This is a genomic window from Streptomyces azureus (genome assembly GCF_001270025.1).
In the GTDB taxonomy this organism is placed as follows: Bacteria; Actinomycetota; Actinomycetes; order Streptomycetales; family Streptomycetaceae; genus Streptomyces; species Streptomyces azureus.
The window spans coordinates 1-14,246 of sequence record NZ_DF968236.1; the positions used below are offsets into that span (position 1 = coordinate 1).

The window sequence follows — 14,246 nt, forward strand, 5'->3', positions numbered from 1 at the left end:
ACGATGATCCGGCACGACGGGACGTACTACCGCCTGTCCAAGGACGAGCGGAACAACACCTCCTCCACTCCCAACAGCAAGTTCATCTTCGAGGAGAAGAGCGACTCGATCCTGAACCCGTCCTGGACCGCGGTCGCCGAGGGCATCGGCAGGGGCGCGATGAACGCCGCCGAGGGACCGCTGGTGTTCAAGTCCAACACCGAGGAGAAGTGGTACGCGTTCCTCGACGAGTTCGGTGGCCGCGGCTACATCCCGTTCGAGACGACCGACCTAGACTCCGGCACCTGGACCCCGTCCACCGGCTACGACCTGCCCGCCAAGCCCCGTCACGGCACCGTGCTGCCCGTCACCCAGGCCGAGTACGACCGGCTGCTGCGCGCCTACCAGCCCGACCAGCTCGTGAAGAGCGTCGAGGACGTGTCGGTGAAGACGCGGGTCGGCGTCGCCCCGGCCCTGCCGGCCACGGTCGTCGCCGAGTACGCCGACGGCGTCAAGCGGCCGGTCTCCGTCGACTGGGCGGACGTACCGGCGGCGTCGTACGCACAGCCTGGCACCTTCACCGTGACCGGCAGCCTGCCCAACGGCGCCGCGGCCGCGGTCCGGGCCGAGGTCACCGTGTCGCAGGAGGGCTCCGACGTCCCGGCCGACCTGCTCCTGCGCTACGACTTCGACGAGACGAGCGGCAGCATCGCCCGTGACTCCAGCGGGCACGGCCACCACGGCACGTACGTCCGCACCCCCGACTTCGGCAGCGGCGTACACGGCGGCTCGTTCAGGATGTCCGGCGGTTCCAGCAGCTCCACCACCTCTCCGTACGTGAAGATCCCGAACGGCGTGCTGAAGAACGCCGACAGCGCGACCGTGTCGACGTACGCCAAGTGGAAGGGCGGCGACGGGTTCCAGTGGCTGTTCGGGCTCGGCCCGGACAGCGACAAGTACCTCTTCGCCACACCGTCCAACGGCGGCTCCAAGCTGTACTCCGCGATCACCAAGGCCAGTTGGTCGGGGGAGTCGAAGCTGACGGCCGGCTCGCAGCTCACGCCGGGGCAGTGGCGGCACGTCACCGTGACCCTCGACGGCTCGACCGGCACGATGGTCCTGTACGTCGAAGGCTTCGAGGCGGCCCGCGCGACCGGCGTCGGCATCAAGCCGGCCGATCTGTACGACGCGAACAAGGACTACAGCGGCTACATCGGCAGGTCGCTGTACGGGGCGGACCCGTACTTCGGCGGCGAGGTCGACGACTTCCGCGTCTACGACCGGGCCCTGTCGCCCGCGGAGGTCCAGGAGCTCAGCGGCAACACGACGGGCATCGCCAAGGTGACGCACCCGGCGCTGAAGGTCGACGCACTCGTCGACGACGCCGACAGCAGGGTCACCCTGCCGCTGAAGGCGGGCACGGACATCACCGCGCTGGCACCGGAGTTCAGCCTGGCCCATGGCGCGTCGATCAGCCCCGCCTCCGGCAGCGTGCAGGACTTCACCAAGCCCGTGACGTACGAGGTGACCGGCTCCGACGGTGCGAAGCGCACCTGGACCGTGACGGCGCTGATCATGAAGACACCGGTCCTGCCGGGGCTGAACGCCGACCCGGACATCGTGCGCTTCGGCGACACCTTCTACATCTACCCGACGACCGACGGCTTCGAGGGCTGGAGCGGCACGCGGTTCAAGGCCTACTCCTCCACCGACCTGGTCCACTGGAAGGACCACGGCGTCATCCTCGACCTGGGGCCGGACGTCAGCTGGGCGGACAGCCGGGCCTGGGCGCCGGCGATGACGGAGAAGGACGGGAAGTACTACTTCTACTTCTGCGCCGACGCGAACATCGGCGTCGCGGTGTCCGACTCGCCCACCGGACCGTTCAAGGACGCCCTGGGCAAGCCGCTGCTGAAGGCCGGTGACTTCCGCGGCCAGATGATCGACCCGGCGGTCTTCACCGACGACGACGGCAAGAAGTACCTCTACTGGGGCAACGGCCGCGCCTACGTCGTCCCGCTGGGCGACGACATGACCTCCATCGACACCTCGAAGGTCACGGACATCACCCCGAGCGGCTACAACGAGGGCACCTTCGTCATCAAGCGCAAGGGCACCTACTACTTCATGTGGTCGGAGAACGACACCCGGGACGAGAACTACCGCGTCGCCTACGCGACCGGCCCCTCGCCCACCGGCCCCTGGACCAAGCAGGGCGTGATCCTGGAGAAGGACCTGTCCCTGGGCATCAAGGGCCCGGGCCACCACTCCGTCGTCCACGTCCCGAACACCGACGACTGGTACATCGCCTACCACCGCTTCGCCATCCCCGGCGGTGACGGCACCCACCGCGAAACCACCATCGACAAGCTGGAGTTCGACTCCGGCGGCCTGATCGAGAAGGTCGTCCCGACCCTCGGCGGCATCGACCCGGTCACCGTCGTCCACGCCGGTCCGGACGCCACCGGCACCGAGGGCGAGGCGATCACGCTCGCCGGCACGGTCTCCGGGGCCGGCACTCCCAAGTGGACCGCCAAGGACGGCACCCCCTGCACCGTCAAGGACCCCTCGGCGGCCCGGACGACCCTCACCTGCACCGACGACGGCACCTTCGAGGTCACTCTGACCGGTGGGCGCGGTACCGACACCGCGACCGTCAAGGTCTCCAACGCCGCCCCGTCGGTCACATCCGCCAAGGGCCCCGGCTCGCCCGTCCCGGTGGGCAAGACCGCCGTTGTCACGGCGTCCTTCGACGACCCGGGCTCGGCCGACAGCCACACCTGCAAGGTCGACTGGAAGGACGGCAGCCGGCCGACCACCGGCACGGTCACCGACTCCGGCTGCCGCGCCACACACGTCTACGAGGACGCCGGCATCCACCGCCCGGTCGTCACGGTCACCGACGATGACGACGGCACGGACAGCACCACGCTCACGGAGCTGATCGTCTACGACCCTGCCGCCGGTCCCGCTGCCGGCGTCGGCACGATCACCTCGCCGGCCGGTGCCTACCCGGCCGAGCCGGGGCTGACCGGCAAGGCGGCGTTCACCCTGGGGGCCCAGTACCGGAAGGGAGCCACCGTCCCTGCCGGCAAGGTCACGTTCGTCTTCGGCTCCGCCCGGCTCACCTTCCGTTCGACCGGCTCCGACTGGCTCGTGGTCAACGGCTCCCAGGCTGTCTACCAGGGCACCGGCACGGTGGGCGGCAAGAGCGGCTACGCCTTCAGAGTCACCGCCACCGACGGCCCGGACACCTTCCGCATCAAGATCTGGAAAAAGCCCACCGGCGACGTCCTCTACGACAACAAGACCGGCGCCACGACGAAGGGCTCCGTCACCGTCGGAAACCACCGGCGTTAGGTCCGTCTCCAAAGATCACCGGTTGGTGGGTCATGGTGGTTTGACGCCGCGCCATGACTCACCGGCCGCGTGTCGAGGGCCGGCACGTGCCCCGCGCGCCGGCCGAGGCCGGCCATGCTGCCGACCTGACCGCGGACACGCCTACAGCTCCCGCGGCCTTGAGCGCCGCAGCAAGGGCGCGCGCATCGATCTCCCCGCCGGCCGTCTGCATCTGGCCTTCAGCCGCGCGGCAGCCATGCGCAGAGCACGCGCGGGGTGACCCCTTCACACCCATTCGGCCGGCTGGGCCCGGGCGAACCCTCTGGCGTGGGCGGCCGCCCGCACTTCGGCGGGCAGTGTGCAGCAGGCGAACGCCATGGTGTCCCGGCGAGGGAACACGGCATCCCGTGTCGTCGGATCCCCGCGCTGGTACGGTCCTGGACGGAGGGTCCGCATGAATCCTCAACTCCCTGCCGTAGGTCCAGAGGTCTTCTGGGAACGGGGCTCGGACCACGACGATGGCGTCCAGCCTGCGCGGCCCGTGCACCCCTTCCACTCGTCGTGTTCGATGTCGCTGGTGGCCGACGGTCCGGAGACGAACGTCAGCGGCCGCGCCGGATCCAGGCGGACCAGGGCCTCCGGTACGGAGGCCACCTCCCGCGCGGTCCGGACGACGCACACATGGACGTCGGGTACGAGGGGCAGCGCACGGCGGCCCTGACCCGGTCCCGCGTCCAGCACGAGCGTTCCCGTGGTGGCGATGGCGAGGACCACGGTCGTCACCACCGCTGGGGCATTAGTTCGGCGACCGGCAGGCGAGGGACGTCCGTCAGCACACGCTCGGGGCCCAGGGCCGACCGCCACGCGGGCGGGAAGCCCTCGGGCACGACCACCGAGCGCCGGCTGTCGACGGACCGCGCGATCGTTGCGGTCACGTCGCCCTCGGAGACCAGCCGCACCGATGCTCCGTAGTCCGCCAGCCGTTCGGTCAGCAGGTCCACGGCCTCCGTCGACCCCGGTGGCGGGGTGACGCCGTAGGAGCAGTCCCGGGGGACCGGGACGTCCTCGTCACGCTCGCTCCCAGGCACGTCTCGCAGAGAGTGCCGGATTCTCCGCAGCGCCTCGGCCCGCGCGTTCATCCAGCCGTGCATCGGGGTGGATGGGCAGGGTCGCGACGGGTACACGCCACGAAGCGTTGGCGATGTCCGCGCCCTGCTCGCAGCCGCAGTAACGGGAGACCACACATGAGGGATAGCCGATCAGCGTCCTCGTCGGCACTCTGCATGTCCGCCCAAGTCATCAACGCCCGCTACCAGTTGGGCGCCAGAATCGGTACCGGCGGCGTCGCCGACGTATACGAGGGGATGGATCTTCGCCTGAAGCGTCCGGTGGCCGTCAAGGTCTTCCGGCCCGGCGGTGATCCGGCGCTGAGGGAGCGCTTCGCCGACGAGGCTGTCCTTCTGGCGGGTCTTCAGCATCCGGGGCTGGTCACTCTGTACGACGCGGGGCGGCACGAGGACAGCGCCTATCTGGTTATGCAGCTGGTGAAGGGTTCCACTCTGGCCCAGCACATTTCGGCAGGTGCCATGGAACCCCCGTACGTGGTCAGGCTCGGCGCCGAACTCGCGCATGCTCTCGCCCATGTGCACGCTGCCGGCATCGTGCACCGCGACGTCAAACCGTCGAACGTCCTGCTGGACGCCGCGGGCTCCCCGCACCTCGCTGATTTCGGCATCTCACGGATGATGAACGCCACAAGGCACACGGCCTCCGGTGCGCTCATCGGCACTGCCGCCTACCTCGCACCGGAGCAGGTCCTGGGCAAGGCGGTGGGACCGCCCGCCGACATATTTGCGCTCGGGCTGGTCCTGTTGGAGTGCCTCACCGGGGACATGGAATACCATGGCACGCCCTTGGAAGCCGCAGTGGCTCGCCTGCACCGCCGGCCCACGGTGCCCCGCGCGGTGCCCCCGAGACTGGCTCAGCTCCTGACGGCCATGACAGATCTCGACGAGCAGGCGCGGCCTGATGCCGAGGAGTGCGCCGAAGCTCTGTCCGCCCTGTGCGGCACGAACCTCGCGCCGGCCCCGGCAGCCGATGTCGATCCCGGTGGTACCGGCGGCGGCACGGCCGCAGAGCACACCGTGACAGGGAGGGGCGCGAGCAGGCAGGAGCGTCCCGCACCGACTGCGCACGGGCCGCGGACCCGGCGGCAACAGGCGCTGGGCCGCCCGCGTCGCCTGCTGGCCACCGGGGCGGCAGTGCTCACGCTGGTCCTCGGCGCCACGCTCGCCGTATCCCCGGACGGTGAAGGGGCCGGCGATGACCAGGCCGCTCCCGGCTCGCTCGGATCCACGCCCGCGAAGCCGCCACCCGGCACAGGTGCCCCCGAGAGCCCCCGGAAGGAGGTTCGGCAGCCGACCGCCTCCCCTTCCCCCGCACCCTCGCAGGCCTCCCGCACCCTGACGTCACCGGCTTCGGACGAAAAGCCCCCGATGTCACCGAGCGCATCGTCGGCCCGTCCTGGCCCGCGGACCGCAGCGGGTCACGAGGGCGGCCCACGTGAACGTCCACGCCCGGGCGCGGCGCGAAGCGGCGACAAGAACCCGCCGGAGAAGGCGCCGAAGCCCAAAGACCGTGCCGCTGAGAAGCCGCAACGATGAGGTCGTGAACCCGCACACGCCCGGCCCTCCGGGCGCGGCGCCCCGGCGTGGCTGCAACGAGTTGGACGCAGTGGGTCGCATCAAGCTGTTCGAGGTGCCGGGCCCCGGCCTGTCCTGCCTGGCCGCCCCGGTGTTCGAGGCAGGAGGGAAGGTCGCGGGTGCCCTGGCCACGTCCATCCGGTGGAGCTGCTCGAGAAGCGGCACCGGCAGCTCAGGGACGCCGTACGCGACGGCGCAGCTCGCGTCTCACATCTGATCACCGGCACAGGCGGCCCGGCAGGGAGCGGCGACGGCTGGCCTCCGCAGGAGGGTCGCATCGGTGGGGTTGGTGACGGCCGGGTCGGGGACGTCCCCGTAGCGGAGGTCGTGACGACCGTGGTAGCTCAGTGCTTTCACCGGATTCCTCCCTCCCCTCTGCCCGGTCAGTCCGCGATCTTCAGCACCAGTTTGCCGTGGTTCTCCCCGCGGAAGAGCCGCATCAGGGTTTCGGGGAACGCCGCCACTCCGCCCGACACCACGTGCTCGAGAGACTTCAGCCGTCCCTCCGTCCGCCACGTGGCCAGCTGTGCGATGCCCTCGGCGTACCGGTCGGCGTAGTCGAACACCACCAGGCCCGTCATGGAGGCGCGGTTCACCAGCAGCGACAGGTAGTTGCCGGGGCCTTGCGGCTTGGTGCTGTTGTACTGGGAGATCGCGCCGCAGACGACGATGCGGGCACCGCGCGCCAGCCGCAGCAGCACGGCGTCCAGAACGTCACCGCCGACGTTGTCGAAGTACACGTCGACACCGTTGGGGGCGTGCTCGCGCAGCGCCTTGCGGACGTCGTCCTTCTGGTAGTCGATCGCGGCGTCGAACCCGAACTCGTCGACCACCAGCCGGCACTTGGACTCGCCGCCGGCGATGCCGATGACCCGGCAGCCCAGGATCTTGGCGATCTGCCCGACGACACTGCCGACCGCCCCCGCCGCTCCGGAGACGACGACGGTCTGACCGGGCTCGGGACGCCCGATGTCGATCAGGCCGAAGTAGGCCGTCAGGCCCGACATGCCGAGAGCACCGAGATACGTAGGCAAAGGGGCCGCCGCCGGGTCGACCTTGGTGACGTCGCGCCCGTCCGACACGCAGTACTCCTGCACGCCGAACGAGCCCGACACATGGTCGCCGACCGCGAACCCGGAGTGCCGGGAGGCGATGACCCTTCCCACCGCGCCGGCGCGCATCACCTCGCCGATCTCCACCGGGCGGATGTAGGACCTGCCCGCGTTCATCCAGCCGCGCATCGCCGGGTCGATCGACAGACAGAGCACCTGCACCAGGAATTCCCCGTCGCCTGGCTGCCCGGTCCTCTCCTCGGCGTGCTCCCAGTCGGTGGGCCGCGGCTCTCCCACGGGACGTGCTGCCAGGCGCACCTGGTGGTTGATCCTGCTCATCTCGGCGGCTCCTTCGGCGTGGGATCGGCGGTCAGCACAACCGTGCAGGCCGCCGTCGTCGCGTACCGACACCTCTGCCGGGCATACCAGCCAGTCGGTACGGACGGTGAGCGTACGGTGCTGCCCCGTCGGAGGCAAGAGGGAGCCTGGCGCGGCGTACGGCGACGCAAGCGTGCGGCCCGGACCCGACGCCAACCGTGGTGAGATCGCGATTCGCGCGCCCTACGCCGGCTATGGGCTGCGCGCGCACCGTCGCCGTCTTCCCGCGCGAGGACCGCAACTCCCTGTCATGGCTGACGGGATGGGTGAGGCACCGACGTCTGAAGGTACAAGGCCCGCGATGTCGGAGGAGCGGCAGCTCAAGGCGGGCTGACACTCTGCAATCGGCAGCTCCGTCAGCATCTGTCCGGCACGTCACCGGCCAGGTGCTGGTTCCGTGCTGAGAAGGCGGGGCTCGCGGCGACCTCCTCGTGGCAGACCGTCACGGTCTCGCCGCCGATCTCCATAGAGGCCGGCTCGGAGCCCCAGCAGCAGGGGCTCATGACTGGGCAGGTGCCTTGGTCTACGCGGCCTTCTGCACCGGTCTCGACGCGGTCGCCGGCCTCGCGGCCGGAACCGCAGTCGAGCACGCCGACGAAACAGCGAGCCTCGGGCCGATCAAGCGCCCGCTCCACGACACAGGGGAGGCGCTCGGGCAAGGCCGGTGCCTACGCCCTCATGGGCGCCATCACGGTGCTGCTCGCGCCGGCTGGTCCTTCATCGACAGCCACATGCTCTGGCCCCGCGGCGTGTGCTGAACGTCAGCAATCCCGACCGGTGTCAGCCGTCGCCTCTGGGGCGGAGGCGGTGTGGCCCGCCTCGGCGGCGGAACGGTCGGGCTGGTCGGCTGGGGCGACGGTCACCGTGACTCCGAGGGCCGTGGTCGCCAGGAACCCGCCGCCGATGACACTCAGGGGACTCGATGCCGCTGGCTTGTGGTTCCCGTGCTGGTTGGGCCTGCTCATGTCCGACTCCTCGTGGTTCGGCGACCGCCACTCCGGGCTGGTGGCGAGGGTCCAGGCTTGCCGGTTCACCAGCCTGAGTGAAGCTGGTTGGTCGTCGTGTCAACCTCTCGTAAGAATTGGGCCGGACCCTCCCGCCTCAGCCAAGGCTTGTCCCGTTACTCCCGACTGTGGGGCGTGGGTGCTGGCATGATGACGTCCATGACTGCATACCGAAAGGCCGATGCCGCGTAGACCGCCTGGCGCCCTGCGCGTCGAACAGCATGGTCCTCGCGCCTGGGAGGACCCGCCGCCGGATCGGATCCACGGGCTCTCTGCCCGCACCAGCCTCGTGATACATCGAGCAGAGAGGCTGTCGGCCGACTATTACGTCTATCCCGGTGCCACGGAGCGTGCGCTGCGGCGTTACCAAGCGTTTCTGGAACCGCCTGGACGTCGGCCTCTCTATCCGCAGGACGCGGAGTGCTCGTGCCGGGGCTGTTCCTTTGACGACGTGAGGCATGCCCGCGACGTGCTGGAGCTGGTCCTGGAGCAGCTGCCTGTCCGGGCTCGTGCCGAGCTGGAGCGCAAAGTGGTTTCTCTGGACACCGTGTACCTCAAGCGCACCCTTCCCGACCCGTTTGCGGACCGTCGGCAGTGGCGCCCTGACCTTTGGTGGCGTCGTCGGCTCGCGGGCGGCAGGGAGGCGGGTTGAAGACCCGAGGTCCAGCGCGGCGGCAGTGAAACGATCACCGCGTGGCTGATGTGATCACGGTGTCGGCGCCGACCTGGACAGTGCCCTTCAGCGGACTGAACCCGCGCCATTTCGGCAAGTTGGTGACCGCTGTGCGGCGTCAAGGTGCAGACGCCGCACATCGGGGTCGGCCGTGGAGTTTGCCGCTGGAGGAGCGGATGCTGCTGGTTGCGGCGTATGGGCGTACCGACTTGACGCTGCGCCAGCTCGGCCCGGTGTTTGGGGTCTCGAAGTCTTCAGCCGACCGCCTGCCACCAAGGCCGCCGTCGGCGTCACCATGACGATCGCTGACGGCGGCAATCCGGGCACCGGCCTCGTAATGCCCCCACCGACGCCGCGAAGACGAGGAACTCCCCGACTGGAAGCAGGCACACAGCAAGCCCCACAAACAGGTCCGCGCCCGCGTCGAGCACAGCTTTGCCCGCAGGAAGACCTGGAAGATCCTGCGCGATTGCCGACTCAAGGGTGACGGCGTACACCACGCCATGAGCGGCATCGCCCGCCTGCGCAACCTCGCCCTCGCCGGATAGTCGATCGGGGCCGAACGACGGTCGTCCTCACCCACGCCTCATCGGAGATCAGTTACGGGACAACGCCTTGGCTTGTCGTTCAGGGTCCCGACTCGAAATGGCCTTCGAACTCGGTGGCTTACCTGGGCATTCGCCGGACGCACCCGGCCTCGGCCTGATCATGTGTCCTTGGTCGGAGGGCCTCGGCAAGGCCCAGCACGCGCACGCGGCCGTGCCCATGCCCCTCTTACCTTCGAGCCCCGGGGCAGGTAGGACGGAATACTCCGAGTACGGCCGAGGCTGACCTGATCATGAGTGAGATTCTTGTGACTGGCGCGACCGGCAACGTCGGCCGACAAGTTGTTGTTCAGCTCCTGGCCACAGGCGCCGTTGTGCGTGCATCGGCGCGTGATCCCGACTCGGCCGGGTTACCGGAGGGAGCCAAGGTCGTAGGCGGGGACCTGTCCGAACCGGACACGCTGGAGGGGACACTGGCGGGGATCGACACCGTGTTCCTGATCTGGCCTTTCCTTGCGCCCGAGGGCGCGCCCGCCGTACTGGAGGCGATTGCAGGACATGCCCGCCGCATCGTCTATCTCTCATCGTCGGGTGTGAACGAGGACGCCGAACGGCAGACCGACCCGATCAACCAGCTCCACGCCGACATGGAGCGCCTGATCGAAAAATCAGGCCTGGAGTGGGCCGTCCTGCGGTCGAACACCATCGCCTCCAACGCGCGAGGGTGGGCCGAGCAGATCCGCACCACGCACGTCGTTCGCGGCCCCGACATCGCCGCCACGGCGGTGATCCACGAGCGGGATATCGCGGCGGTGGCGGTACATGCGCTGACCGATGACGGGCATGCGGGCGCGAAATACGTCCTGACCGGCCCGCAGGTACTGAGCAGAGCCGAGCAGGTACACACGATCGGAGAAGCGATCGGCCGCCCGACGCGCTTCGAGAAGGTCCCCGTACAGGTCGCACGACAGCAAATGCTCGCCGACGGCAGGCCACCCGCTCTCGTCGAGGCCCTGTTGGCCAGCGCTGAAACGCGACCCGAATCGAACTTGATCACCTCCACGGTGGAAGAGATCACCGGATCACCGGCGCGCACGTTCCGCTCGTGGGCGGAAGAGCACGCGGACGATTTCCGCTAGTTCGCCGTTCAGAGTCCCGGCCCGAAATGGTCCTCGAACTGGGTCGCCCACCTGGGCATTCGCCAGACGTGCGGACAACCTCGGCCTGATCATGTGCATCGATCAAGGACACACCCGACCAGACATAGGCCGTGGAGACGAGTGTGCTGCACCAGGAGATCCAGCGAGAGGCGTTCGCGACCCTGTCACGCTGCCGGGCGGAGTTGTGCGCATCCATGACCGGACGGGCGGACGCGTTGTTCGAGCTGACGGACGCGCTGCTGTGCACGGACGGGCCAGTGCGGACACTGGTGGATCTCGCGCGCTTGCGCCTGAACACTGCCGTGACCACGGCGCTTTGTACGGCGGGCTGAACAGGGTCACCTCGATGTCGAACGATTCCGCAGGACGTTGGCGAGTCCGCCGCTGCCCAAGGCCGCGGACGGGCGTCTGGTCCTGGCCGTCGACGTCAGCCCGTGGCTGCGGCCGGACGCCGCCACCTGGCCGGACCGTTCCTTCTGTCATACCTACGGCGGGGCGAGAACAAGCGCCTGATGAGCCCCGGCTGGCCGTACTCGGTCATCGCCGCGCTGGAGACCGGACGGACCTCGTGGACCGTGATCCTGGGCGCCGTCCGGCTCGGCCCGGGCGCCGACGTCGCGGCGGTCACCACCACCCAGATCTGCGAGGCCGTCGCCCGCCTCATCGCCGCCGGCCAGTGGAGGGATGGCGACCAGGACATCCTCATCGTGCTGGACGCCGGATACGACGCGCCCTGCATCGCTCATCTTCTGGCCGATCTGCCGGTCGAGATCTCCGGCCGGATGCGCTCGGACCGTGTCCTGCGCCGGCCCGGCGATTTGCTTCAGTCAGACGCCTCTGGCTGACGGTGGTCAGCATGTCCGGCGGAAGCCCGGCTGACCGCTGTCCCATGCGCGTCGAGGCGGCGGCCGGGCCGAGGTCGCGCGGGCAGGCGTATGTCTAGGGCACCGGTACCGAAGCGACCGTTGCCACCCTCCCACTTGGCGCCGGCACGAGCCTCTTCAACGACGTGGCTCTCACCCCGGGCGGTGTCTGGTTCACCGACTCCGACGCCTCTGGAGGACTTCGCCGGGCGCCCTCGCCACGTCAGGCGGAATGCGGAACTCGAGCTCGGGACGGTCCCACACCACAGCGGGTGGGCTCGCGGACACGGTCCCGGTGTGCACCGCACCCACGCTGCGGTAGAAGCCCTCGGCGGGAGGGTGCGACACCACCCGGACGCGGTCGAGCCCGGCGGCGCGGGCTTCGGACTTCATGTGCGCGACGAGCAGCCGTCCGATGCCACGTCCTTGTGCTCCATCGGCGACGAACAGCAGGTCAAGCTCCGGCGGGACGAGGACGAGCGAGTAGAACCCGAGGACACGGTTATCGTGCTCGTCGGCGGCGACGGCTACGAAGACGCGGTGGGTCTCGATGTAGTCGGGACCGACCCGGTAGTCCGCGACCATGGCCGAGTACTGCCCTTCGTAGGCGCGTGAACCACGCACGAGCCGTGTGAGCCGTCTGGCGTCCCGCGCGACGGCCCTGCGGATCGTGGTCGACCCATTCCTGGGCGTAATGCCTGTATTCATTAGGGGAGTATTACGTACCGGGAAACACCTTCATGCGCGGGTGCGGCTGAGCAGATCGCGAAAATCGACTGTGGAAGCCGAGCTCGGCGGCGCCCTGGCCCGCGCATGGTCCGGATCTTGGGCGCCTTCGCCCCGTGGTTTCCCCGTCGAGTTCGCCCATGCGAGCGACCGTGTGGGAGCGCCTCATCCAGCGCTACGGCCCGCATACGGTAACGCGGCGTCGCAGAGCGAAATGGGAAATGCCTTGGCCACCCCGGCGATCCCCAAGGCGGCGGTCTCCGGGAGTTCGTCGGTGGTGAACCCAGAGGCAGCGCCCGGAACGAAGCGGGCGTGTGGGAGCAGCTGCACGTGGTGCTGCTGGAGAAGCTGCGTTCAGCCGGCAAACCCGACTGGCCCCGGGCGGTGATCGACTCCTCCCACACCAGGGCCGCTCGGCGGGAGCCAAGAGCGGACCCAGCCCGGCAGACCGCGCACGGCCGGGCAGCAAGCACCACTACGTCCAACGCCGTACCGGCTCCGATGTGACGGCTGCTTCGAGGCGACCTCACATGTACGGGCGTCTGTGAGCAGTGCCGGGATCCCCGTCGTGGTTTCTGCGTTCCAGACGGTTGATGGCGGGGGTCGCCATCGCTCCGTGCATCATCACCGAGACCACCACGGTGAAGGCGACCACGGCCCACAGTTCGCGCTCCAGTCCGCTGAAGGAGTTCTGCCCCAGCGCGTACGAGAGGTAGAAGAGCGAGCCGATGCCCCGGATACCGAACAGCGATACGACAGCGCGCTCCAGTCGCCCCGTTGTGCTCTTCACCTGAGCCAGCCATCCGGTGAGGGGCCGGACGACCAACAGCACCAGGATCCCGACGGCCGCCCCCTTCAGGGTCAGGGCGGACAGGGCACCGGCGGCGAGGTACCCGCCGAGCAGGAACAGCAGCAGGGCGGTGAGCAGCCGCTCGATCTGCTCGGTGAACTCGTGCAGCACCTTGTGGTAGCCGTGGCTGCGCTCGGCGGCCCGGATGACGCAGGCGGTGACGAACACCGACAGGAAGCCGTATCCGTGGAGCACCTCGGCGAGCCCGTAGGACAGGAAGGTGGCTGCCAGCGCCACGAAGCCCTCCATGTGCTCGGACAGCCGCAGCACCGGCGTCCTGGCCCGGAAGAACATCCACCCCAGCAACCAGCCGACGCCCGCACCGACGGCCAGCCCGACGGCGCACCTGCCCAGCGCGTCGGTCAGCGCCCAGTGGCCGATCCACTCCGCCGACCACCCGGTGCCGGCCGCCGTGGCTAGGGCGATGGCCGCGTAGACGAACGGGAACGCGAGTCCGTCGTTCAGCCCGGCCTCGCTGGTGAGAGCGAACCGTGCCTCGTCCTCGTCCCGCTCGGTACCGAGCGGCTCGCCCACCCGTACCTCCCCGGCCAGCACGGGATCGGTGGGGGCGAGCACCGCACCCAGCAGCAGGGCGACGGCGGGAGGCCAGTCCAGCAGGCCCCAGGCCAGCAGCGCGACGGCCACCACCGTCAGTGGCATGGTGACGCCGAGCAACCGCCAGGTGATGGACCACCTGCGACGGCCGAAGGGCCGGTCGATGGCGAGTCCCGCGCCCATCAGCGACACGATCACACACACCTCGGTGGTGTGCTCGACCCACAGGCGGTCGTGCACGGGATCCACCGCCGGTACGGACACCGGCAGCAGCTGGATGAGGACGCCCGCGACCAGGAAGATCATGGGCATGGAGAACGGCCGCCTGGAGACGACCCGGGGCAGGACGGCCGCCCCGAGCGCCCCCATTCCCAGGCACATGTAGGCAACGTCCGAAAGCGTCACTGCATACTCCTGTGA

Annotated in this window: 11 protein-coding genes and 2 pseudogenes; 6 read left to right on the plus strand and 7 right to left on the minus strand. The window is 69.3% G+C overall.

Annotated elements, in window-relative coordinates:
* The coding region (locus AOQ53_RS10710) for a family 43 glycosylhydrolase (protein WP_148640310.1) at window positions 1–3,339 on the plus strand (3,339 nt) is incomplete at its 5' end.
* Between the two features lie 441 nt (window positions 3,340–3,780).
* Here AOQ53_RS10710 and AOQ53_RS47670 read toward each other — a convergent pair.
* Window positions 3,781–4,104: an LUD domain-containing protein gene (locus AOQ53_RS47670; RefSeq protein ID WP_063888879.1), complete on the minus strand. Its 324-nt coding sequence runs from the start codon at window positions 4,102–4,104 to the stop codon at window positions 3,781–3,783.
* Entirely contained in the window at window positions 4,098–4,406 is a 309-nt protein-coding gene (locus tag AOQ53_RS47675; protein ID WP_330219318.1) for a hypothetical protein, read from the minus strand. Before AOQ53_RS47675 ends, AOQ53_RS47670 begins: the two co-directional genes overlap by 7 nt.
* Before the next feature lie 195 nt (window positions 4,407–4,601).
* On the opposite strand from AOQ53_RS47675, the gene AOQ53_RS10720 reads away from it, so the two are divergent.
* Window positions 4,602–5,981, plus strand: a complete 1,380-nt coding sequence (locus tag AOQ53_RS10720) for a serine/threonine-protein kinase (protein WP_236711647.1) — start codon at window positions 4,602–4,604, stop codon at window positions 5,979–5,981.
* A 4-nt stretch (window positions 5,982–5,985) separates the two neighbouring features.
* Window positions 5,986–6,237: a hypothetical protein gene (locus tag AOQ53_RS10725; RefSeq protein ID WP_167745706.1), complete on the plus strand. Its 252-nt coding sequence runs from the start codon at window positions 5,986–5,988 to the stop codon at window positions 6,235–6,237.
* Here the strand turns inward: AOQ53_RS10725 and AOQ53_RS44560 are convergent.
* From AOQ53_RS44560 to AOQ53_RS10740, 3 genes are all read right to left on the minus strand, one after another.
* Window positions 6,228–6,377 (minus strand): hypothetical protein, encoded by a 150-nt coding sequence (locus AOQ53_RS44560; protein ID WP_167745705.1) that lies wholly within the window; start codon window positions 6,375–6,377, stop codon window positions 6,228–6,230. The two genes, AOQ53_RS10725 and AOQ53_RS44560, sit on opposite strands and share 10 nt — an antisense overlap.
* Before the next feature lie 26 nt (window positions 6,378–6,403).
* Window positions 6,404–7,411: an NADP-dependent oxidoreductase gene (locus AOQ53_RS10730; RefSeq protein WP_174523264.1), complete on the minus strand. Its 1,008-nt coding sequence runs from the start codon at window positions 7,409–7,411 to the stop codon at window positions 6,404–6,406.
* Between the two features lie 800 nt (window positions 7,412–8,211).
* Window positions 8,212–8,484, minus strand: a complete 273-nt coding sequence (locus AOQ53_RS10740) for a hypothetical protein (RefSeq protein WP_148640311.1) — start codon at window positions 8,482–8,484, stop codon at window positions 8,212–8,214.
* A 663-nt stretch (window positions 8,485–9,147) separates the two neighbouring features.
* On the opposite strand from AOQ53_RS10740, the pseudogene AOQ53_RS40690 reads away from it, so the two are divergent.
* The 3 genes and pseudogenes from AOQ53_RS40690 to AOQ53_RS45995 all read left to right on the plus strand — a co-directional run.
* A pseudogene (locus tag AOQ53_RS40690) lies at window positions 9,148–9,675 on the plus strand (transposase family protein).
* 290 nt (window positions 9,676–9,965) lie between these two features.
* Complete coding sequence (locus AOQ53_RS10750) at window positions 9,966–10,811, plus strand: NAD(P)H-binding protein (protein WP_174523265.1); 846 nt, start codon at window positions 9,966–9,968, stop codon at window positions 10,809–10,811.
* Window positions 10,812–10,957: 146 nt separating this feature from the next.
* Window positions 10,958–11,644: pseudogene (locus AOQ53_RS45995) on the plus strand (transposase); the annotation flags it as partial.
* 225 nt (window positions 11,645–11,869) lie between these two features.
* Here the strand turns inward: AOQ53_RS45995 and AOQ53_RS10760 are convergent.
* Window positions 11,870–12,403, minus strand: a complete 534-nt coding sequence (locus AOQ53_RS10760; protein ID WP_059416782.1) for a GNAT family N-acetyltransferase — start codon at window positions 12,401–12,403, stop codon at window positions 11,870–11,872.
* 544 nt (window positions 12,404–12,947) lie between these two features.
* Window positions 12,948–14,231 (minus strand): cation:proton antiporter, encoded by a 1,284-nt coding sequence (locus AOQ53_RS10765; RefSeq protein WP_059416783.1) that lies wholly within the window; start codon window positions 14,229–14,231, stop codon window positions 12,948–12,950.
* Window positions 14,232–14,246: the final 15 nt, after the last annotated feature.